The organism is Schaalia odontolytica, assembly GCF_009730335.1.
Taxonomy (GTDB): domain Bacteria; phylum Actinomycetota; class Actinomycetes; order Actinomycetales; family Actinomycetaceae; genus Pauljensenia; species Pauljensenia dentiphila.
Genome location: NZ_CP046315.1, coordinates 1,434,762 through 1,456,066 on the forward strand (window position 1 = coordinate 1,434,762; position 21,305 = coordinate 1,456,066).

General features: G+C 64.6%; 21 protein-coding genes. 2 read left to right on the forward strand and 19 right to left on the reverse strand.

All coding sequences use genetic code 11. The annotated features are described in order from the left end of the window. Nucleotides 1-100: 100 nt before the first annotated feature. The 6 genes from pyrF to pyrR are packed head-to-tail and all read right to left on the reverse strand — an operon-like array spanning nucleotide 101 to nucleotide 8,312. On the reverse strand, nucleotides 101-967 hold the full coding sequence (gene pyrF / locus FOC40_RS06195) for an orotidine-5'-phosphate decarboxylase (RefSeq protein WP_003796721.1): 867 nt from the start codon (nucleotides 965-967) through the stop codon (nucleotides 101-103). Further along, a complete protein-coding gene (carB, locus tag FOC40_RS06200) occupies nucleotides 964-4,263 on the reverse strand; it encodes a carbamoyl-phosphate synthase large subunit (RefSeq protein ID WP_003796723.1) in 3,300 nt (1,099 codons plus the stop codon). Before carB ends, pyrF begins: the two co-directional genes overlap by 4 nt. After that, nucleotides 4,263-5,450, reverse strand: coding sequence for a glutamine-hydrolyzing carbamoyl-phosphate synthase small subunit (gene carA, locus FOC40_RS06205; RefSeq protein WP_003792394.1), 1,188 nt, complete (start codon nucleotides 5,448-5,450; stop codon nucleotides 4,263-4,265). The genes carB and carA overlap by 1 nt, the downstream gene beginning before the upstream one ends. Beyond that, complete coding sequence (locus FOC40_RS06210) at nucleotides 5,447-6,766, reverse strand: dihydroorotase (RefSeq protein WP_003796726.1); 1,320 nt, start codon at nucleotides 6,764-6,766, stop codon at nucleotides 5,447-5,449. Before FOC40_RS06210 ends, carA begins: the two co-directional genes overlap by 4 nt. Further along, nucleotides 6,759-7,745, reverse strand: coding sequence for an aspartate carbamoyltransferase catalytic subunit (locus tag FOC40_RS06215; protein ID WP_003796728.1), 987 nt, complete (start codon nucleotides 7,743-7,745; stop codon nucleotides 6,759-6,761). Before FOC40_RS06215 ends, FOC40_RS06210 begins: the two co-directional genes overlap by 8 nt. Nucleotides 7,746-7,748: 3 nt before the next feature. Continuing rightward, nucleotides 7,749-8,312, reverse strand: coding sequence for a bifunctional pyr operon transcriptional regulator/uracil phosphoribosyltransferase PyrR (pyrR, locus tag FOC40_RS06220; protein ID WP_003796729.1), 564 nt, complete (start codon nucleotides 8,310-8,312; stop codon nucleotides 7,749-7,751). Between the two features lie 131 nt (nucleotides 8,313-8,443). Here pyrR and FOC40_RS06225 point away from each other — a divergent pair, with 131 nt between their 5' ends. Next, nucleotides 8,444-9,481 carry a LacI family DNA-binding transcriptional regulator gene (locus FOC40_RS06225; RefSeq protein WP_003796730.1) on the forward strand — a complete coding sequence of 346 codons (1,038 nt, stop codon included), beginning with the start codon at nucleotides 8,444-8,446 and terminating at the stop codon, nucleotides 9,479-9,481. 49 nt (nucleotides 9,482-9,530) lie between these two features. On the opposite strand, the gene FOC40_RS06230 is transcribed toward FOC40_RS06225, so the two are convergent. Beyond that, entirely contained in the window at nucleotides 9,531-10,307 is a 777-nt protein-coding gene (locus FOC40_RS06230) for an inositol monophosphatase family protein (RefSeq protein ID WP_003792388.1), read from the reverse strand. Between the two features lie 2 nt (nucleotides 10,308-10,309). Further along, complete coding sequence (gene uhpT / locus FOC40_RS06235; protein WP_003796733.1) at nucleotides 10,310-11,641, reverse strand: hexose-6-phosphate:phosphate antiporter; 1,332 nt, start codon at nucleotides 11,639-11,641, stop codon at nucleotides 10,310-10,312. A 488-nt stretch (nucleotides 11,642-12,129) separates the two neighbouring features. On the opposite strand from uhpT, the gene FOC40_RS06240 reads away from it, so the two are divergent. After that, nucleotides 12,130-12,426: a DUF2249 domain-containing protein gene (locus FOC40_RS06240; protein WP_003792386.1), complete on the forward strand. Its 297-nt coding sequence runs from the start codon at nucleotides 12,130-12,132 to the stop codon at nucleotides 12,424-12,426. Nucleotides 12,427-12,554: 128 nt separating this feature from the next. Here the strand turns inward: FOC40_RS06240 and FOC40_RS06245 are convergent, their stop codons facing one another. The 11 genes from FOC40_RS06245 to aroC all read right to left on the reverse strand — a co-directional run bounded on the left by FOC40_RS06245 (nucleotide 12,555) and on the right by aroC (nucleotide 21,275). Then, nucleotides 12,555-13,883 carry a hypothetical protein gene (locus FOC40_RS06245; protein WP_081445542.1) on the reverse strand — a complete coding sequence of 443 codons (1,329 nt, stop codon included), beginning with the start codon at nucleotides 13,881-13,883 and terminating at the stop codon, nucleotides 12,555-12,557. Nucleotides 13,884-13,898: 15 nt separating this feature from the next. Beyond that, nucleotides 13,899-14,597, reverse strand: a complete 699-nt coding sequence (locus FOC40_RS06250; RefSeq protein ID WP_003792384.1) for a hypothetical protein — start codon at nucleotides 14,595-14,597, stop codon at nucleotides 13,899-13,901. 495 nt (nucleotides 14,598-15,092) lie between these two features. After that, nucleotides 15,093-15,257, reverse strand: coding sequence for a hypothetical protein (locus tag FOC40_RS10850; RefSeq protein WP_331251197.1), 165 nt, complete (start codon nucleotides 15,255-15,257; stop codon nucleotides 15,093-15,095). A gap of 311 nt (nucleotides 15,258-15,568) precedes the next feature. Continuing rightward, nucleotides 15,569-15,754 (reverse strand): modification methylase BabI, encoded by a 186-nt coding sequence (locus FOC40_RS06260; RefSeq protein WP_231125980.1) that lies wholly within the window; start codon nucleotides 15,752-15,754, stop codon nucleotides 15,569-15,571. Nucleotides 15,755-15,842: 88 nt separating this feature from the next. Beyond that, nucleotides 15,843-16,190, reverse strand: a complete 348-nt coding sequence (locus FOC40_RS06265; protein ID WP_003792381.1) for a hypothetical protein — start codon at nucleotides 16,188-16,190, stop codon at nucleotides 15,843-15,845. 217 nt (nucleotides 16,191-16,407) lie between these two features. Beyond that, nucleotides 16,408-17,370, reverse strand: coding sequence for a transcription antitermination factor NusB (gene nusB / locus FOC40_RS10885; protein WP_003796744.1), 963 nt, complete (start codon nucleotides 17,368-17,370; stop codon nucleotides 16,408-16,410). Further along, complete coding sequence (gene efp, locus FOC40_RS06275) at nucleotides 17,370-17,933, reverse strand: elongation factor P (RefSeq protein WP_034512184.1); 564 nt, start codon at nucleotides 17,931-17,933, stop codon at nucleotides 17,370-17,372. The genes nusB and efp overlap by 1 nt, the downstream gene beginning before the upstream one ends. Before the next feature lie 24 nt (nucleotides 17,934-17,957). After that, nucleotides 17,958-18,482 (reverse strand): shikimate kinase, encoded by a 525-nt coding sequence (locus FOC40_RS06280; protein ID WP_003796745.1) that lies wholly within the window; start codon nucleotides 18,480-18,482, stop codon nucleotides 17,958-17,960. Further along, nucleotides 18,479-19,561, reverse strand: coding sequence for a 3-dehydroquinate synthase (aroB, locus tag FOC40_RS06285; RefSeq protein WP_003796746.1), 1,083 nt, complete (start codon nucleotides 19,559-19,561; stop codon nucleotides 18,479-18,481). Before aroB ends, FOC40_RS06280 begins: the two co-directional genes overlap by 4 nt. Continuing rightward, nucleotides 19,558-20,067 carry a shikimate kinase gene (locus tag FOC40_RS06290; protein WP_003796748.1) on the reverse strand — a complete coding sequence of 170 codons (510 nt, stop codon included), beginning with the start codon at nucleotides 20,065-20,067 and terminating at the stop codon, nucleotides 19,558-19,560. The genes aroB and FOC40_RS06290 overlap by 4 nt, the downstream gene beginning before the upstream one ends. Beyond that, a complete protein-coding gene (gene aroC, locus FOC40_RS06295) occupies nucleotides 20,064-21,275 on the reverse strand; it encodes a chorismate synthase (RefSeq protein WP_003796750.1) in 1,212 nt (403 codons plus the stop codon). Before aroC ends, FOC40_RS06290 begins: the two co-directional genes overlap by 4 nt. Between the last annotated feature and the right edge of the window lie 30 nt (nucleotides 21,276-21,305).

Genomic DNA, 21,305 nt, shown 5'->3' on the forward strand with positions numbered 1-21,305 from the left:
CTGATCATCTCCTCGGTTGGGATCTTCGGTAAATAAACTATGTCACCTTCCAGACCACTAGTGCCAGACCAAAACGCTGCTTCTTTAGTAACAGAGCAGATTATTGCAGTGAATCGACCGTTGCACGGTAGGCATCTCGAAGGCCGGCAATACTCGGGCCAGCGCGCAAGATTGCGCGGGAAGACGAGGCAAGGACAGCATCTTCGGCTCCGGCGAAAACCTCTCTGACCTGCGCCGGGCCAGCACCCTGTGCGCCCAGTCCTGGAGCCAAAAAAGCGCCATTCAGCGACGGGAGATCGATGCCCAAACGCTTCACCGCATCGCCGACCGTGGCCCCGACAACGATGCCCACAGGGCCGAGGTGTTGTTGGTCACACTGGCCGTTAAAGTCCGCCAGTTGGGACACGACGCGGCCCGCAACGCTTGTTCCGTCCTCGCCGCGGGCGTGCTGTACAGAGGCTCCCTCAGGGTTGGACGTGAGCGCCAAGACGAACACTCCCCTGCGGGTCTGTCGCGCCAACTCAAGGGCGGGGGTCAGCGATCCGACGCCGAGATAGGGCGAGAGCGTGACCGCGTCGCCGGCGAGCGGAGAAGAATCCGACAGGAACGCCTGTGCATAGCCGTCCATCGTCGAGCCGATGTCACCGCGCTTCGCATCCACAATGCACAGCGTGCCGACCTCGCGACAGGCGGCGATGACCTCCTCAAGAACGGCGACGCCGCGAGAGCCGTGACGCTCGAAGAAAGCAGCTTGAGGCTTGAAGGCAGCGACGCGACCGCCGAGCGCCTCGATGACGCGAAGAGAGAACTCGCGCACACCGCTCGCGTCGTCGTCAAGTCCCCATTCCCGCAGCAGGCCCGCGTGAGGATCGATGCCCACGCACACGGGCCCATACGCGCGCATGGCTGCGTAGAGACGGTCGCCGAAGCCGGCGGCGGCACCAGGTGTGATTGCGGCAGTCGTCATCGTGTCTCCTCCGATCGAATGGAATCCCACTCCTGCAGGGAACGCACGGAGTAGGCCCCGCGCATACGCACTTCGATGGCCTGGACCATCGCGTTGAATGCCTGCAGCGTGGTCACCGCGGGGCGGTCCTGCGAGGCAGCGGCGGCGCGAATCTGGTAGCCGTCATTACGCGGGGCGCTGCGCTGAGGCGTGTTAACGACCATGTCGATCGAGCCGTCGTTGATGAGGTCGACGACCGTCGGCTCGCCACCGTCGCCGCGGCCCTCGGACGACTTACGAACGGCCTGGGCCTCGATGCCATTGCGGCGCAGAACCGATGCTGTTCCGGAGGTTGCGAGGATGTTAAAGCCCATCTCGTGCATACGGGCGGCCGGCAGAACGATTGCTCGCTTGTCGGTATCCGCAATGGAAATGAAGACGGTGCCCGACGTCGGCATATCGGTCGACGCGCCGAGTTGGGACTTGGCGAACGCAGTCGGGAAGTCTCGGTCGATGCCCATGACTTCGCCCGTTGAGCGCATCTCGGGACCGAGGACAGTGTCGACGATTTCGCCGCCTGCCGTGCGGAAGCGCTTGAAGGGCAGGACGGCTGCCTTCACCGCGATCGAGCCGCCGTCGTGGATCTCGCGGGCGTCGTGGGTGGGCAGCAGGCCCTCCTCGCGCAGCGAGGCGATCGTCGCACCCACCTGAATGAGAGCGGCGGCCTTCGCGAGCTGCACGCCCGTCGCCTTCGACGCGAAGGGAACGGTACGCGAGGCACGCGGGTTTGCTTCGATGACGTAAAGCGTATCGGAGAGCAGAGCGAACTGGATGTTGATCAGGCCGCGCACGCCGACGCCTCGCGCGATCGCCTCGGTAGATGCCGTGATGCGCTCGAGTTCGCGCGCGGACAGCGTCATCGGAGGCAGCACGCAGGAGGAGTCACCCGAGTGGATGCCAGCCTCCTCGATGTGCTCCATGATCGCGCCCATGAAGAGCTCTTCACCGTCGTACAGGGCGTCGACATCGATCTCGATGGCCGCGTCCAGGAAGCGGTCGATGAGGAGCGGGCCGCGCGAGAACAGCAGCTCAGAGTCATGGCTCGCGAGGTATTCGCGGAGCGCTGGCTCGTCGTTGATGATCGCCATGCCGCGTCCACCCAGCACGAAGGAGGGGCGAACGAGGACCGGGTAGCCGACCTGCTCAGCCACGGCGATAACCTGCTCGGGCGTGTTCGCGGTGTCGTGCGCGGGAGCCGGGCACTGCGCCGCTTCAAGAACCTTGCCGAACTCCTCGCGGTCCTCGGCCAGGTCGATGGCGCGCGGGCTTGTGCCGAGGATCGGCACCCCGGCGCGCTCGAGGTCGGCTGCCAGGGACAGCGGAGTCTGGCCGCCGAGCTGGACGATCATGCCCTTGACGGGGCCGGCTGCACACTCGGCGCGGTAAATCTCCAAGACGTCCTCGAGCGTGAGGGGCTCGAAGTAGAGGCGGTCGGAGATGTCGTAGTCGGTTGACACCGTTTCGGGGTTGCAGTTGACCATGACGGTCTCGTAGTGCTCGCGCAGCGACATGGCCGCGTGCACGCACGAATAGTCGAACTCGATTCCCTGACCGATGCGGTTGGGACCAGCACCCAGGATGATGACGGCTTCGCGCCCGCGCGGACGGACCTCATTCTCCTGGTCGTAGGTCGAGTAGTGGTAGGGCGTGCGGGCCGCGAACTCGGCGGCGCAGGTGTCGACCGTCTTGAACACGGGGTGGATGCCAAACGCGCCGCGCACCTCGCGCACCGTATCCTCGGACAGGCCGCGCATCGCTGCGATCTGACGGTCGGAGAAGCCGTGACGCTTCGCCTCGGCGAGGACGTCGCCCGTGAGAGCCTCAGCCTCGCGAATGCGGGTCGCGACCTCGTCGAGGAGGAACAACTGGTCGAGGAACCACGGGTCGATCTTCGTCGACTCGAAGAGTTCCTCGAGGGTCGCACCGCCACGAATAGCCTGCTGGACCTGGACGAGACGGCCCTCGGTTCCGACTGCAGCGGCCTCGACGAGCGCGCGGGTCTCCTCGGGCGTGGGCGCGTCCCCGTCCCAGTGGAACTGCACGCCGCCCTTATCGATCGAACGCAGAGCCTTCTGCAAGGCCTCCGTGTAGGAACGACCGATCGCCATGGCCTCGCCCACGGCCTTCATCGAGGTGGTGAGGGTCGGGTCGGCGGCCGGGAACTTCTCGAAGGTGAAGCGCGGGACCTTGACGACCACGTAGTCGAGTGTCGGCTCGAACGAGGCCGGGGTCGAGCCCGTGATGTCGTTCGGAATCTCGTCGAGCGTGTAGCCGGTGGCAAGCCGCGCGGCGATCTTCGCAATCGGGAAGCCCGTCGCCTTCGAGGCCAGCGCGGACGAACGCGACACGCGCGGGTTCATCTCGATGACGATGATGCGGCCAGTCTCGGGGTGAATCGCGAACTGGATGTTACATCCGCCCGTGTCCACACCCACAGCGCGGATGACGGCAATGCCGATGTCGCGAAGACGCTGCATCTCGCGGTCGGTGAGGGTCAGCGCCGGAGCGACCGTGATCGAGTCACCCGTGTGCACGCCGACCGGGTCAACGTTCTCGATCGAACACACGACGACAACGTTGTCCGCCTTGTCGCGCATGAGCTCAAGCTCGTATTCCTTCCAGCCGAGGATCGACTCCTCGAGGAGAACCTCGGTCGTGATCGAGGCGGCCAGGCCCTGGCCGGCGATGCGCTCGAGGTCGTCGGGGGTGTAAGCAAAACCGGAGCCGAGCCCGCCCATCGTGAAGGAGGGGCGAACGACGAGGGGGTAGCCGAGCTCGGCGGCGGCCGCGTGGCACTCCTCCATCGTGTGGGCGATGAAGGAACGCGCGACCTCCGCGCCGGAGCGCTCGACGATCTCCTTGAACTCCTCGCGGTCCTCACCGGCGCGAATCGCGTCGATCGATGCGCCGATCAGCTCGACGTTAAAACGCTCAAGAACGCCCATTTCAGACAGCGCGACGGCCGTGTTCAGGGCCGTCTGACCGCCCAGCGTGGGCAGTAGCGCGTCGGGACGCTCCTTCTCGATGATCGAGGCCACGACCTCCGGGGTGATCGGCTCGACGTAGGTGGCGTCGGCGATGCCCGGATCGGTCATGATGGTGGCCGGGTTGGAGTTAACGAGGATGACGCGCAGGCCCTCCTCCTTCAGCACGCGGCATGCCTGCGTGCCCGAGTAGTCGAACTCGCACGCCTGGCCGATGACGATCGGGCCCGATCCGATGACGAGGACTGACGACAGATCGTTCCTGCGGGGCATCAGTGGGTCTCCTTAGCGGCAGTCATCAGGGAAATAAAGCGATCGAAGAGCAGCTCGCCGTCGTGCGGGCCCGCAGCTGCCTCGGGGTGGTACTGAACGGAGAAGGCAGGAATGTCCAGGGCACGCAGGCCCTCGACGACGCCGTCGTTGAGGCCGACGTGGGAGACCTCGACGCGCCCGTAGCGGCCCGACTCGAAGGGAGCGACCGAGGGCTCCCCTACCGGAGCGTCCACCGCGAAGCCGTGGTTGTGAGCGGTGATCTCCACGCGGCCCGTGGCCACCTCCTTCACCGGCTGGTTGATACCGCGGTGACCGTAGTCCAGCTTGTAGGTGCCGTAGCCAAGCGCACGGCCGAAGAGCTGATGACCGAAGCAAATACCAAAGTACGGGATACCCGCGTCGAGGACGGCGCGCAGCACTCCGATCTCGCGGTCGGCAGTCGACGGGTCGCCGGGTCCGTTGGAGAAGAAGACGCCGTCCGGCTTGAGTGCCTCGATGTCCGCGAAGGACGCGGTGGAGGGCACCACGTAGACGCGCGCTCCACGCGCGGCGAGGTGGTAGGGCGTGCGCGACTTGATACCCAGGTCGACGGCGACGACGCGCGCGATGGGTTCCTTGCCCTCGAAGTCGCCGAGGGGCTCCACCACGTAGGTCTCGTCCGTCGACACCTCGGCGGCGAGCGCTGCTCCGCTCATCGCGGGCGACTCGGCAACGATGCGCACGAGGGAGGCCACGGCCTCGTCCCCCAGGTACTGCGCGCCCACAGGCAGCGCGTCACCCGAGAAGATGCCAGCGCGCATCGCTCCCCGCTCGCGGATGTGGCGGGTGATCGCACGCGTGTCGACGTCCGCGATGCCGACGATGCCCTGAGAGATCAGTTCGTCCTCCAGCTCGCGGCGCGAGCGCCAGTTGGAGGCGCGGCGGGCGGCGTCGCGCACGACGAAGCCCGCGACCCAGATGCGCGAGGATTCGGGATCCTCATCGTTGACGCCGGTGTTGCCAATGTGCGGGGCCGTCATGACGACGATCTGGCGGTGGTACGACGGGTCGGTGAGCGTCTCCTGGTAGCCGGTCATGCCGGTCGAGAACACGATCTCGCCGAGCGTGCGGCCCTTCGCGCCCCATGCGCGGCCCTTGAAAACGGTGCCGTCCTCCAGGACGAGCAGAGCGATATCGGATGTGGTCATCGGTCCTCCTTGGCAATCGGGGTGGCGTCGACGACCGTCGGGACGCCGTTGTAGATCGTGTAACGCACCTGTCCGGGCAGTTCCATGCCGCGGAAGGGACAGTTCGCGGAGCGTGTCCATTGCTTGGCGGGATCGACCGTGACGCGGACGGTGGCGTCAACGAGGGTGACGTGTGCGGGGCCACCAACGACCAGGCCCTGGCCCTGTGATGTCACGCGGCCAATCTGGGCAGGAACAGTCGACATCACGCGGGCGACGTCTGCCCAGTCCATGCGGCCCGTGTTCACCATCGTCTCGATAATGATCGGCAGCGCTGTCTCCAGGCCGGTCATGCCGAACGCGCCGGCCTGCCACTCGCAGTCCTTCATCTCGAGCGGATGCGGAGCGTGGTCTGTGCCGATGCAATCGATCGTGCCGTCGGCCAGGCCTTCGCGCACGGCCTCGACGTCCTCGGCCCGGCGCAGCGGCGGGTTCACCTTGTAGATCGGGTCGTAGGTGGCGGCCAGCTGCTCGGTGAGGAGCAGGTGGTGAGGCGTAGCCTCGGCCGTGATATCCACGCCCTGTGCCTTACCCCAGCGCACGAGGTCAACCGAACCCGCTGTCGACAGGTGACACACGTGCAGGCGCGAGCCGACGTGCTTGGCGAGCAGGATGTCGCGGGCGATGATCGCCTCTTCGGCGACGGCGGGCCAGCCGGACAGGCCGAGCTCGCCGGACAGCGTCGACTCGTTCATCTGAGCACCCTCGGTGAGGGCCGGATCCTGGCTGTGCTGGGCGATTACGCCTCCGAAGCCCTTGACATACTCGAGGGCGCGGCGCATGAGAACGGGATCGGACACGCACTTGCCGTCGTCAGAGAAGACGCGGACCTTCGAGCGCGAACGGGCCATCGAACCGAGCGATGCGAGCTGCTTGCCTTCCAGGCCCTTGGTGACGGCACCGACGGGACGCACCTCGACCCAGTCGGCCTCCTCGCCCAGGCGCAGCACCTGGTCGACGATGGCGGCCGTGTCTTGCGTGGGCGTCGTGTTGGCCATCGCGTGGACGGCCGTGTAGCCGCCGACCGCGGCCGCTCGCGTACCGGTGAAAACGGTCTCGGCGTCCTCGCCGCCGGGCTGACGCAGGTGGGTGTGGATGTCGACGAGGCCGGGCAGGGCGATGAGGCCTTCGGCGTCGATGATGCGCGGGTCGCGCACGGCGTTACGGGCGTCGGCACCGATCGCGACGATGGTGCCAGCGGACAGCGCAATGTCGGTGGGTTCCCCGCCGAGTAGCGAGGCTCCGGTGATCAGGATGTCACGGGTCTGTTCAGTCATTGCTGTGTCCTTCCGATGCGAGAAGCAGGTAGAGGGCGGCCATGCGGATGCACACACCGTTCGACACCTGTTCAACGATGACAGATTGGTCTGAGTCGGCTGCCTCAGCGCAGATTTCGAGGCCTCGGTTCATCGGGCCGGGATGCATAACGACGGCGTTGGGAGAGAGCGTTGCGAAGCGTGCCGGGGTGAGGCCGTACTCCGCGTGGTAGGCGCCGGGCGACGGGAAGAATCCACCGCCCGCGCTCGACATGCGCTCGCGCTGCACGCGCAGCATCATGACCGCGTCGGGGTGGGTCGCGAGGGCCTCGTCGAAGTTGTAGGAGGTGGCGCAGCTCCAGGTCTCCACGCCGATCGGCAGGAGCGTTGGGGGTGCCACGAGGGTGACGCGGGCGCCCAGGAGCGTCAGGAGATCAACGTTGGAGCGCGCCACGCGCGAGTGAAGGACGTCCCCGACAATGACGACGTGTGCGCCGTCGAGGCCGGAGCCGGGGGCGGTCGTCCCATTCTCGCCGAGCGACGGTGCGTAGTGGCGGCGCAGGGTCATCGCGTCAAGGAGAGCCTGCGTCGGATGCTGGTGGGTGCCGTCACCCGCGTTGAGGACCGGCAGATTCATCCAGCCGGCGTGCGCGAGACGGTGTGCAGCGCCCGACGAGGAGTGGCGCACGATGACCGCATCCGCGCTCATGGCCTCCAGCGTGAGCGCGGTGTCCTTGAGGGACTCGCCCTTGGAAACCGAGGAGCCGCGGGACTGGAAGTTGATGACGTCGGCGCTCAAGCGCTTGGCGGCGGTCTCAAAGGAGATGCGGGTGCGCGTCGAATCCTCGAAAAAGAGGTTGACGACGGTTTTTCCCTGAAGCGTCGGAAGCTTCTTGACGCCGTGGCGCTGAGTGGCGGCCATCTGTTCCGCCGTGTCGAGGATCAGAATCGCCTCCTCGCGCGTCAAATCACGGATAGAAATGAGATGGCTCAGGCTCATCGTTTACAGGCCTTTCCCGAGAAGGACGCCATCGCGCCCGTCTGTTTCGTCGAGCAGGATGGTGACGATTTCGTCGCGGGAGGTCGGCAGGTTCTTGCCGACGTAGTCCGGGCGAATCGGAAGCTCGCGGTGGCCACGGTCGACGAGGACTGCGAGCTGAACGGCCCCAGGGCGACCGATACGAGTAAGAGCATCGAGCGCAGCCTTGATGGTGCGGCCGGTGTACAGCACATCGTCGACAAGGACGACGGTCTTACCGTTGATGCCAGTGCGAGGCACCAGAGTCTCTTTCGGAGCTCTCAGGGGCTGAGAGGCCAGGTCGTCGCGGTACATCGTGGTGTCGATGATTGCGAGTTCCGCGTAGGTGCCGGAGACTTCCCGAATCCGATTGACGAGGCGCCGTGCCAACGTTGCGCCACGAGTGGGGATACCGGCGATCACCAGATTATCGCTGCCGCCGTTTCGTTCGACGATCTCATAGGCGATGCGTGTCAGGGAGCGTGCGACGTCGCCAACTCCCAATACTTCTTTGCCGCGCGATGCGCGATCTGCGTGCACTTCGGCCACGCTTACTCCTTCCCCGCCTCACGGGACGGTCATTAAAGGATCTGTCGTACATCAATCCTACGCTCCTCGTCACGAGCCGGTGTGACGCCTCCACGTGTGAAACACCACGTGAGTGGCGTTAGACTGCAGGAATGAGCCAGCAGTCGAAGCAGTCCAAGCCCGGGCAAAGGACCGGTGTGACGCCGTTGGCGCACGACCGTCAGATGTCTGGACAGCGCGTGACGCTCGACGATATCGCTCTCGCTGCCGGAACATCGATCGCGACCGTGTCACGCGCTCTTGGGGGATCTCCGCGCGTCGCAGCCCCAACACGTGAACGAATCGAAAAGGTGGCCGAACAGCTCGGCTACCGGGCAAACATCGCGGCGTCGCTCCTCGCTTCGGCGCGGCCGCAGATCCTGGGCCTCGTCTGTTCCCTCAGCCAGGAACTACATGTTCGCTACCGTGCTGAGGCCCTCCGATACGCTGAGGATCGGGGGTTTCGGGTCATTGTGGAGTCGATTGATACCTCGCGTGATGTCGACCGAGCCTGGGAGTCTGTTCTGCAGCTGCGCGCTCAGGCCGTCATTGCTGTCGACTCGACCTGCATCTCGACGCGCTTTCCGAATACTCCGGCCGTCCTCATTGGTCAGCGCGCGCCTCGTCGAGACATTGATCTTGTGACGAGCTCCAACGAACGCGGTATGGGGCAAGCGATTGCTCTTCTCGCCCAACGTGGCAGCCGACGCATTGCCTTCCTTGAAGGGCCTCCCGGGCCCTCCGCACGAGCGCGCAAAGCGGCTTTTACGCAGGCGTGCATCACTCACGAGGTCGATGCGCTCACTGTGCCGGGCGGTGACAACGTCGACGCTGGCTTCCTCGCTGTCCGAGCGGGTCTCCCTGCCGGAGTTGATGCGCTCGTTTGCTACAACGACCAGTGCGCGCACGGCGCCATTCTTGCTCTCCTCGGGGACGGCCTCGTTCCGGGGCGCGATATGTTGGTTGTGGGCTGCGATAACTCGGCGATCGCTTCGTCGCGCGCCCTCTCTCTGACGTCGATTGACCGTGCGCCGTCGCGTGTCGCGAGCCTCGCTGTCGATCAGGCGATCGCACGAGCGCTCAGCGACGGTGGCAGCCCGGCTCGTCAACGTGTTGAAACGGAACTCGTCGTGCGGGCGAGCACGGGATAGCCGCGCGGAACGAACTGCCCGTAAGCCCGGCCCACGCGACCGTCCACGCTTACTGCACTGAGGACATCAGGCACTCAACGAGCGTGGCATGCACGTTGGGTGTGCCGAGGAGAATCGATCCTTTGTAGCGCACGTCGAGCGGAGTTCCGTCCAAGCGCGTCGCGAGCGCACCGCACTCGGTGGCGATGAGCGTCGCTGCGGCGATATCCCACGGAGAGACCCACATGTGGACGAATGCTCCAGCCCGGCCGACAGCAACTTCCACGCACTCGAGCGCTGCGGAGCCGTAGCGCCGATGGCCACGGCTGTCCTGAAGCGCGCGGGCAAGCCGAGGCAGCGCGAGGATCTCTTTGATGTCGGTGATGATGATGGCGTCACGATACGTTGACACATCCGTTGCCTGCGTGAGAGGCACCCCATCGACCCACGCTCCTTGGCCTCGGATCGCGTGATAAATGCGTCCGGCGACAACGTCGGCGACCACGCCAAGGACCGGAGTTCCGTCCTCGCACAAGGCTAAGGACACCGCATAATCGCGGTGGGTTTCCACGTAGTTCATCGTGCCGTCGATCGGATCAAGGACCCAGACGAGTCCAGCGAAAGAGTCAACGGCGTGCCCCTCCTCCCCCAGAAGTGGTAAGCCTGTCACCGCGTGAAGATGGGAGGCAATATCCGCTTCGATCGCTTTATCGACGGCTGTGACGAGGTCGTTACGATTTGCTTTCGTGTGAACGTCAAGCTCGACGGGTGGGTGAAGGGCAATGTTCATCCCCCTGCGAACAGCCTCAATAGCCGCGTTGAGCAAATGCTCCATATCAACCGTCATGCTCACGATTCCTCCTTCGCTTCGCTGAATTCACGGTCAGCGCGCAGGTTACGCTCCTCAAAGAATGCGACCATGATCAGGCAGGCGAGGCCAACCGCTGCGGATGCAAACAGCACGGTGAATGTCGATGACCAGCCGTGGAGGTGCAGTCCGAGGACCGTTACGCCGTCCTTCGTCGGGTCTGCAATGCGGCCGAGAAGAACCTTGGCCATCGAATCGCCAAAGACGTAGCCGAATGCTCGAGGAACTGCGTTGACGACCACGGTCGCGGTCTTCGGCGCAAAACCGATGACGCAGATGCCAATCAAGGTGACGGGGCCGAAGATAAGGAAGCCGATCATGAAGAGAGCTCCGTAGACGACAAGAGCTGTCGTCGCATGCGCGTAGACGAAGAGCGGGATGACCACAGCGCCCATGCCGATAGCGGCGCTCAGGGCGCGCCGACCGCCCATCTTGTCTGAGAAGTATCCCCACAGAAGAGAGCCGGCGAGGCCGCCGAGTTCCAGCGCGATGGTCGTGTTCACCGCAAGGTAATCGGAGAAACCAAGCTCCTGACGTGTGTAGAGCACGTTCCAGTTGTCGATGCCAATGCGCACGCAGTACGCGGCCACATTAGCGATGCACAGGAACCAGACGGCAGGATTCTTGACAACGTAATCGAGCAGGATCCGGCCCTTGGAGACGGAGCTTGTCACCGCATCAGCCTTCGACTCGGGTTCACCGAAGATCGCCTCGGGCGTGTTCCAACCGTGCTCCTTGGGATCGTCCTTACCGAAGAACCAGCCCCATATGCCGATTGGGATGCAGATGACGGCGGGGACGATAAACATGCCGATGACAGATCCGTTGAACAGCGTGTTCGCGCCCCAGAGAGCGAGAACGCCCGCCACCATCGCGCCAACGTTGTGCGAGGCATTCCACCAGCCGATGAAGCGACCGCGCAGGGCACGGGGCGTCCATCGGTTCATCGTCGAGTTGCAGCAGGGGCCGCCGGGAGCCTGGAAGAGGCCATTGAGTGACCACAGGAGGATCATCCAGCCGTATGGGCTGTGGAACCATGCGAGCACGAGGCCGATGAGGACCGACGTGACACCCGAGGCGAGCAGCAGTGCGGAGATGACCTTCTTGGTGTTCTTGCCATCAATGAAGAACCCGAGAATGAGTCCGCCGAAGCCGTAGGTTAGCGAGAAGGCGAAGCCGATTGTGCCGAGTTGAGTCGTCGTTAGCCCGACCTGTTCGACGAGGAAAGGCTGCGCGGACTTGAAGTTCGTACGTAGCAGGTAGAAGCCGCCATACACGATGACGAGCACGGCGTACGTCTTGAGGAACTCCATGAGCCACTTTGTACGTTGCTACTCGAGCGTCAGGGACGTGGGTGGAGACGTACGAATATCGAAAATGTGGGATAGATGCGTCATTGCTGTCTCTCCAGTGTTGTTGGTGTACGCGGGTGATGATGGCGACGGTGCCATCGGCGTCACGCCACCAGAATACAAACGCTTACACTCAGTGTCAAGAGTCGCGTGCGCATGAAAGGCGTCGGTTATGAACTGGTGTCAAACGGCTCAATGTATGAGCATTTGGTTGGTATTGAGGGCGATGCGTGTCGAATACTCCGCGGCCCGCTTGTCAGTGACGTAAGCCTGTCACCGTGTGACGGCGAATTATACCCCGTAGGGGTATCTTGGTATACCCCTACCGGGTATCTCGGCTTCGTGAGCGATACGTAGTCCTGTTGGCGCTGCGATGAAAGGGGCAAAGCCGGTAAAATTCAATGAGCGCCGACAGCGCCTCAGATACTTCTCTATAGAAAGGCCACACCATGACGATCGAACAGCTTCCCCACCCCGAGGTCCACGGTGGCGGCTGTGGCTGCGGCGAGCACGACGTCGCCGAACCGACCATTGATGCGACCGCTATCCCCCACCGTCTCCGTCACGCAGCTGTTCTCGGCGCAGCCCAGTCGATGAACGCCGGTGAATCCTTCATCATTCGCGCTCCCCACCTGCCTCGTCCGCTGCTTGCTCAGATCGCACAGCTGCCCGGCGAGTGGACCTTCGAGGTCCTCACCGACGGGCCCGAGCACTGGGACGTGAAGGCGACGCGCACCGCGCTGTGAGCCGCCGTCCCCCGCTCCGGCGCGCGGCTGGGTCCATTCGGCGCGCCCGTGCCGGAGCGGGTTCGGGGCGGTGCCCGTCGGCTGTCGGGGGACACGGCTCCCCCTTCACGCCATAGCGTCTCCGGGCGTCACGAGTCGATGTCGGGGATGTAGCCGGGGCGCACGGCGAAGGATTGGAGAACTTGTTCCCCTCCCAGCAGACTGCCGCGCATCTTCTTCTCGAGCCCTTCCAGCGGTTTCGGCGTCGAGCACCGCCCGTCGGAAAGACGGCACGCGCTGAACTGAGGGGGCGCCCCCCCGTCCTCACTCGGTTCGATCGCGTAGGCGTAGCCGTCGCGCACGTAGAATCGCGCACTCCTCAGCTCGGGCTTCGCCAAGGGCAGCGTCGCCAATTGCGTGACCCGTGCCGACTGGGCGTCGAGCTTGAACACATGGCCGTAGGGCGTCGCGAACGTGTAGAACTGCTCATCGTACTGGCCGAAGAAAGCAGTTTCTTGATAACCCACAGCGAAAGGAGCCCCCTCTTCGTCCGTCACCATCCGGATGCGGCGCTCCCCCGTTCCCAGGTCCCATTCGTTGAGGAAAATGGTCGTCCTCCCCTCGTCGCCATCCGAATCGCGTGTGACGAACTCAGGTGAGTCCAAATACATGAGGTGGTAGAAGACATCGTCCGCACACCACAGATCCGTGCGGAACACTTCGATCCGTGTTTCCCTGGGAGCCACCGCGAGCACCGGGGGCAGGTCCCCATCGTGGGGGTAGACCTGAGCGAGTATGTCGTAGCCGTCGGGCGCTCCCGACTCCGCGGAGTCCGATTGCGCGCCGTCCGACTCCGCTGCGCTCGGCGGGCGGGAGGCGGCGAACTCGGATGCGCTTTCCTGAAGGATGGGAGTGATCCTCGTGGACGTGGACGAGAGCACCCTCCCCCCGCACTCCCCGTTTGTCAGATAGAACTCTTGGTTCTCAGACCGATCCCTGATTCCCCCACTGTCGATGTTGTACGCCCGTTGCACGGGGCCCTCGACGTAGAAACTGAGGACGCTGCCGTCAGTGCTCGAGACGATGCGCCCCACCTCGTGCCCGCCGTCCACGGTGCGGGGGAACGCCGAGGCGCCGTCGTCAGTGATCAGGTACTCGTACGCCGAGTCGCCGACACTGAGCACCGGCCCGTTCCAAGTCATTTCCGAGCTGAGGAGCCCCTGGGTCCACGCGGCGCTCATGCTGCCGTCCTGCTGGAAGGCGACCAGGTACCCGTTCGCGGTATCCGGGGGCAGCCCGTTCCTGATCCCCTGACTGCTCAGCCTGACGACCAGGAACGCGCCCGAGGTCGTGAACCCCTCCAGGTACCCCACGTCCTCCGTTGTCGAGTGCGCGCATGAAACACAGCAGACGACCAATGCGGCCGCGCTCGCAGATGCGCACAGCGCATTACTGATACGGCGAATGCCGTGTTCCATGCCGCACCGCCTCGATCAGAGTCGCCTGTAGATGTACGAGAGCGAACTATCGCGGATGTCCGACGGGAAAACAGCATTGCCCCCATCGCCATCAACATCAAGGCCTGCACCATAGTAGTAGGCGTACCACACCAACTGCGAGCAATTCAGACTTTTAATATTGTACTCCTTGTTCGACCAGAAACGCCAGTTGTAGGGGTAGTGGAGCAGATGGTTGTAGGCGTAAGCCGCCGCAGCGTCTTGGGTCGCCTGAGAGGTGTGGAAGTAAAAAAGGACGGTTCCCGAGGGAACTGTTACATTCCACACCCAGTCCCAGTTCGACCCTCCAGGTTTTCCAGCCGCCTCAACAATCCAATCACGTCCGGAGAATATCCCAACATGACCGTAATGTGGAACCCCAGGACTCCAGTAGACATCACCGACGTAGTCTGATTTCGGAAGCAAATACGTCGCACCCGCTGTTCCGTCGATAGAGGCCAGGTCCGCGCCCCCTCCTCCGATCTGCATATCTTGCATTTCGGACTCGTATTTCTCCTTCGCAGCGCGCTGTTCAGCCAGGACGCTTCGCGCGTACTCTTGAACAGACATCCCCTTCTCCGAGGATTCGGCATCGAGTGCGCTCGCGAGCTCAGAGGCGGACACTCCTGGATTCAGCGCCAAGAGTTCATCGAATTCAGAGTCGTGCTCTGTAGCAGCATTGGCTAGCGTCGGCATGAAGAATGTCGAACACACCAGACACTGAACCAGTAGCGCACGGACGACTTTGAATGTGCGTGTGTGTGACGTGGGAGTTCCCCTTCGTCCTCCGGTAACCCTAATCTGACAGCTAGAGCTACCTCAAGGCTACCAGGCCCAACGATCGAATTGTCTGACAGAATATATGAAACGGAACATGTTCATCTTAGTAATTCAAATCATTTGACCTCAAATTATTTCAAATCATCCCACTACTCATATGAGTCATATTTCAATTCTGACCATGAGTACAGTAAAATATGCACCCTTTCCTTGAGAATGGTGTGGAGACTCAGGGAATCGCGCACTCCCTGGGACCACGACCAGCGCTCAGATGTCAAGCGGGCGCAGCAGTTCGGGCGCGGGCAGGCGCCCGTCGACCACGTAGGCGCGGAACACGGGGGCGGCCTGCTCCCCGGTGAAGACCTCCTCGGGGTGGACGCGGACGGCGGCGGGCCCGCCCTCGCCGGGGTCTCACTCGATGCCCATCCAGCTCTCAGGATCTGCGACCGGCTCGCGGGCGACGACGTAATGCTTGTACGAGCCGTCCTGGCCGGTGACGCGGATCTCGACCGTCATCACCCCGGTGGAGCCCGCGCACTGGATGTACGTCGAACGCGCGGGGTCGTCGGCTGCCACGTCCTCGGGGCGCTCGGCGCCGGGGGGGCAGCTCCCACACGACCATCGCGTACATGTGCGAGCCGTCGAAGCACCTGGGCGCGGTGAGCACCTCGGTGATCCCGTCGGCGACCGCCTCGGGAGCGCTCTCAGCGGAGAACTCCTCGACGGGCCCCGCCTCCGCGAGCAAATCCGTTCTTGCGAACCGTCTCATACTTCCTGCCTCGGCATGGTCCAGCACCTCTCCCCACCGATAGTAGCCGCCGCGCGGAGCCGGCGCCCGGCCCTCGCGGGGCGCGTCGGCTCCCTGCCGCCGCCGTGCGCCCGCCATCTCACGGCTGGAGGCGCCCGGGCGCACCGGGCCGGGGGCGCTCGGCGTACCAGGCGTCGTAGTCCCGGTTGAACTGGTCCCAGAGGGCGTCGTCGAGCGCGAGCTCACGAAGGGCGCCGTTCTCACCACGGGAGTTCTCGTCGAACCAGGCTTTGCGCATTTGCTGCGGCAGATCAACCAGGCGCAACTCGGTCTACTGGCCAGCAGCACACGGCACCGCTGTTCTAAATTGGTGTCATTCATTGCTCGGCCTCAGTGGTTCTGGGTTGATGCCCTCATATATCTCCGGTCCACCAGATTCCAGGCAGGATGATCGACCACGGCTCCCACGTGTCCGCCACGACGCGGATCCAGCCGTTCGTGAAATCGAGGTGCAACCAGCCCGGGCCGCCGTCCACCGCCAGCAGACGGTTCATCTCGAATGCTTTCAAGCGGACGGCGAGGTCCTGGGGGTCCATCTCGTCCCACATCGCCTCGCCCGCGCTCTGCCCCACGAAAGCGCCCCAAATCTGAAGCCCCATGGCTCCGGCGTGGATGACTGGAACGGTGTCCGACACCAGTTCGGAGCTCGTCACCGTCGCTGGCAGCAGAGAACCAATGCGCTCACGGATGTTCCTCACCATTAGCGTTCGGATGCCTTTCCGCGCGATCGAAGACCAGCGCGAGCCGAGTTGACGAATACCTGGCACCGCGTGTCGAGAACAATGCGGAACTCCGGTGGCCAGGCCTTCCGCTGCGAGTATATCTTCGCGCGCGCTCGCCGACCAGTGCGGCGGCTACGCCTTATGATCAACGATCAACAAGGGCGGGCATGCAGTCACAGCACTGGTCGCCGAGTGGTCAGTACTCCTCGAGCAGTTCGTCCAGCTCGTCGTCGACCAACTCCGCGGACTCGACGGGCTCGGCGCCCTCGGGCAGGGCGCGGGTCGGAGCAGGCAGATCCTCGAGGCGGTCCGCCACCGGTGCGCCCGGATCGGCGCTGTGGGGACCGCTGCCCTCGGCGGCGTCCAAGCCGGTGACGGCGCCATCGGGGCCGACAATACCGCCGTCCACGTGGGCAGCGCCGCTGCCGCTCGGGCCGCCGCTGGCCCAATCGGGATCAGTGCCGATGTCGGCGCCACCGGTCCGGTCGGCACTCCCCTGCCCGCCGACTCCGGCAGTATCGGCACCACCGTCCCCGCCGACGGGGGCTTCCCCGCCGCCAGAACGGTCCGCAGCGCCATCACTGGGCCGATCAGCGCCTGCCGTACCAGCGTCTCCGGTGTCCCCGGCACCAGCGCCGTCGTCGCCAGCCGCGCCATCGGCCTGCCCAGCCCCCGCCTCGTCGAAGTCCCCGTCGTCCCCGCCGCGCCGCGCCCACGAGGAGGCGATGTCCTTGCGGATCGCGTCGAGCACCGCGTTGACGAAACGGGGCGAGGCGTCGGTGGAGATCGAACGGACGATGGAGATCGCCTCGTCGATCGCCACGATCGGCGACACGTCGTCCGAATTGGCCAGCATCTCCCACACCGCCACGCGCATGACCGCCAAGTCCACGGCGGCCACCCTGTCCAGCCCGGGGACGCGCGCGTGGGCCTCGATCAGGTCGTCGATGCGGCGCAGGCTGTCGGCCACGCCCGCGATGATCTGGATCGAGTACTCCGGCAGGGGCGTCTGCGCGGCGGTGATGACGCGCCGCTCGCGCAGCAGGTCGCGCAGGACCTCGGGGTCGCGGCCCATCCCCCGCTGGTCCGCCTCGAAAACCACGTCGGCGGCGCGTTTGCGGGCCTTCGTGCGCGAGGTGAAACGGTGCTGGCGCGACATCAGTCGGTCACGCGACCCGAGTACGAGCCGTCGCGGGTGTCAACCTTGACGCGGGTGCCTTCCTCCATGAAGAGGGGGACCTGGATCTCATAGCCGGTCTCCAGCGTCGCGGGCTTGGTGCCGGCGGAAGAACGATCGCCCTGCAGACCGGGCTCCGTGTGCGTGATCGTCAGAACGACGGTGGCGGGCAGCTCGACGAACAGGACGGTGCCGTCATGCTGGGAGACGATAACGTTCTGGTTCTCCACCATGAAGTTGCGGGCGTCGCCCACGGTTTCGGCGGGAACGTTGATCTGTTCGTAGGTGGACTGATCCATGAAGACGTAGTCGGTGCCATCCTGGTACAGGTACGTCATGTCGCGACGGTCGACGGTCGCGGTCTCGATCTTCAGGCCCGCGTTGAAGGTCTTGTCGACGGTCTTGCCGGACAGGACGTTCTTGATCTTGGTGCGCACGAAGGCCGGGCCCTTGCCGGGCTTCACGTGCTGGAACTCGACAACCTGCCAGAGCTGGCCGTCGATCACCATAACCAGGCCGTTCTTCAGATCATTGGTCGTTGCCACAGGGGTACCTCACTTGAGAAGGAATCAGTAATCAGAGGTCAGTTTACACGCGCGTGCGACCAAATCCGCGACTTCTTGCGGGGTGCGGTCACTCGTATCCACTGTTGTGTCGGCCACGGAGGCGTATGCCTCGCGCGCTTGTTTCATGAGCTGGGTCAGCACGGCGCGGGGCGCACCCAGGCCGACCGAGCGCGGAGCGCCGAGGCCTTCTCGGCGTGATACCGCGGAAAGATCGGCGCTGAGCTCGATGACGAACGCGCCGTTTGCACGCGTCCGCTCGATCGACGAGGCAGTAGCTGGGTCGAGCGGCTGAGAGGCACCGAGCGTGACAATGCCCTCGTCGAGACCAAGGAGCCGCTCGGCTTCTACGCGTGCTGTGGTGGCCAGGTGCGGATCGCGTCCGACCACGAGGGTGCGCATAGGTGCGCCGAGGCGTTCCTCGACGGCGGCGTCGACCTCGTAGAGCGGCAGTTCGTGACGGCGGGAGAGCTCACGTCCAACGGTGGTTTTGCCGGAGCCAGTCACTCCGATCAACACGATGAGGCTCATGCGCGAATGCCGATCTGAGACGCGGGGGCCCGCAGCTCCTGCGGATCGACGGAGACCGTCCCGGGATTTGCGATGCCGTCCAGGAGGACGAAACGCAGGATGCCGCGTCGTACTTTCTTATCGGAGAGCATGATGTGGGTGAGCTCGTCGAGAGTGCTTCCCTCGTAGCGAGTCGGCAGCCCGACGCGTGAGAAAAGCTGGTCGTGGCGAGAAACATCGTCAGCGCTGAGCAGCCCCCGGGCTTGGGCCAGGCGTGCCGCGAAGCAGCAACCGATAGCAACGGCATTGCCGTGGCGCCAGGTGTAGTCGTTCGCGCGCTCGATGGCGTGCGCGAGGGTGTGTCCGTAGTTGAGGATTTCGCGCAGGCCGCCCTCCGTCAGGTCGGCAGAAACAACGCGGGCCTTGACTGCGATCGCGCGGGTGGTGATCTCAGCAAGCTGCGGGCTGTACGATCGCAGAAGCTCGTTTGGTTCCGTCTCCTCGACGATGCGCAAAATCTCCGGGTCGGCGATGAAGCCGCACTTAATGACCTCGGCGGCACCGGCCGCCAGATCGGGTGTAGGAAGGCTCTCGAGGAGATCCATATCGGCAACCACGGAGGTTGCCGGATAGAACGAACCGACGAGGTTCTTCCCGACGGACGTGTTGATTCCTGTCTTACCGCCAACGGCCGCGTCAACCATAGCGAGGAGCGTCGTCGGAACGTTGATGAGGGTGATACCGCGCAGCCACGTGGCGGCGACGAAACCAGCCATGTCGGTGGTCGCTCCCCCGCCCATGGCGACGATCGCGTCTTTACGTCCGAGCTGGAGACGACCGCACTCGTCCCACAGGGATGCAACAACCTCAATTGACTTGCCGGCCTCGGCATCGGGATGGTCGGCAGTTGAGGCCTCGATCCCCTGTTCACGCAGGTACTGCGCCAGGGCCTCCGCTCGGCTAGCGAGAGGATGCGCGTGAATAATGAGCGCCTTCGTCGCGGCCTCGTCGAGGGCCTCGTAGATCGGCTTGAAGCCGAGTCCGTGTCCAACTGTAATAGTCGAGGGGTGTTCTCCGGTGACGCGGATAATCGTGCTCATGCGTGCTCCAACTGCTGGGCGATGGCGGTGACGACGTCGTCGACGGGACCAGCCCCTGACTCGACGACGATGGTGGCGACGGATCGGTAGTGAGGCTCCCGCTCGGTGCGCAGGCGCGCGAGCGTGCCGGACGGGTCCTCGGCCAGTAGCGGCCGATGCGTCTTCGAGGCGGTTCGACGAACGAGCTCCTCGTGGGGAGCATCGATGTAGACGACCGTGTGCCCGGATAGGAGCTCCCGAACGGCGGGGGTCGCTGCAGCTCCCCCGCCCAGGGACACGACGGCATCGTGCGTGAGCGCATCGGCGACCGCTTCGGTCTCCATCACGCGGAAAGCCGCTTCACCGTCGGTGGCGAAGATGTCAGCGATCGGACGGCCTTCGCGCTCAACGACGAGGGCGTCTGTATCGATGTGGTCAACACACAACCGCTCGGCGAGCAGGCGCCCAACCTTGGACTTGCCCGCACCTGGCAGACCCACGAGAACGACGGGGCACTGAGCACTCATGCGCGCTCGCCCACCACCGCGAGGTACGCCTCGAGATTCCTGCGCATCTCGCCAACCGATCGGCCGCCAGCGTGATCCGACAGGGCATCCGCGAGCACGAGAGCCACCTCCGCCTCGGCGATGACTGCGCCGGGCACCACCTGGCAAGTGTCGGAGCGCTGGTGCAAGCCCACCGCTTCCTCACCCGTTGCAAGGTCGACGCTGCGCAAGGCGTGCGGAACGGTCGAGATCGGCTTGAAAGCAGCGCGTGCGACGATCGGCGCGCCATTGGACGTACCTCCTTCGATGCCTCCGGCATGGTTGGAGGCGCGCGCCAGGTGACCATCCTCGCCCCGCACGATTTCGTCGTGGGCCGCGGAACCGAGCAGCGCGGCCTGCGTGAAACCGTCTCCGATCTCAACGCCCTTGACGGATTGGATCGACATGAGTGCGGCGGCCAAGCGCGCATCGAGGCGCTCGCGCGCGGTCACGTGTGTCCCCAAGCCGACTGGAACGTCGTATGCGATCACTTCGGCGACGCCGCCGATCGTGTCGCCCGCCTGCTTGGCAGCATCGACGGCTGCCTCGAAGCGGGCGTTATCCTCCGGATCGAGTGTGCGCATCGAGGCCTCGCACAGCGCCGCCTCGTCCGCGGGAGTAGGCGTCAACGAGGCCGTGGCGTGCTGGGCCCCAACGGAGACGACGTGGGACACGAGACGAACGCCGGCGACCTGCTCGAGGAGGGCTTCGGCGAGCACACCGAGCGCAACGCGGGCGGCAGTCTCACGGGCGCTCGCGCGCTCAAGGACGGGGCGAGCATCGGACAGGTCGTAGGACAGCATTCCGGGCAGGTCCGCGTGACCGGGCCGGGGCCTTGTCAGCGGCCGGTTACGAGCGATCTCGCGTTCGTCTCCCGTTCCCGCGTCGATGAGAAGCCCCGACGGATCGACCGGATCGGCACTCATCACCGTCTCCCACTTGGGCCATTCAGAGTTGCCAATGCGAATAGCCACCGGGGCGCCGATTGTCACGCCGTGACGCACGCCGGCCAGGATCGATACCTCATCGGCCTCGAACTTCTGCCGAGCGCCACGGCCGTAGCCGAGGCGACGACGCGCGAGGCCACGGCGCAGGTCCTCCGTCGTCACATGCAACCCGGAGGGCAGTCCCTCGATCGTTGCGAGCAGTGCGGGTCCGTGCGATTCACCGGCGGTCATCCATCTCAGCATGCCTCCCAGTGTCCCACAAGCCACAAGCCT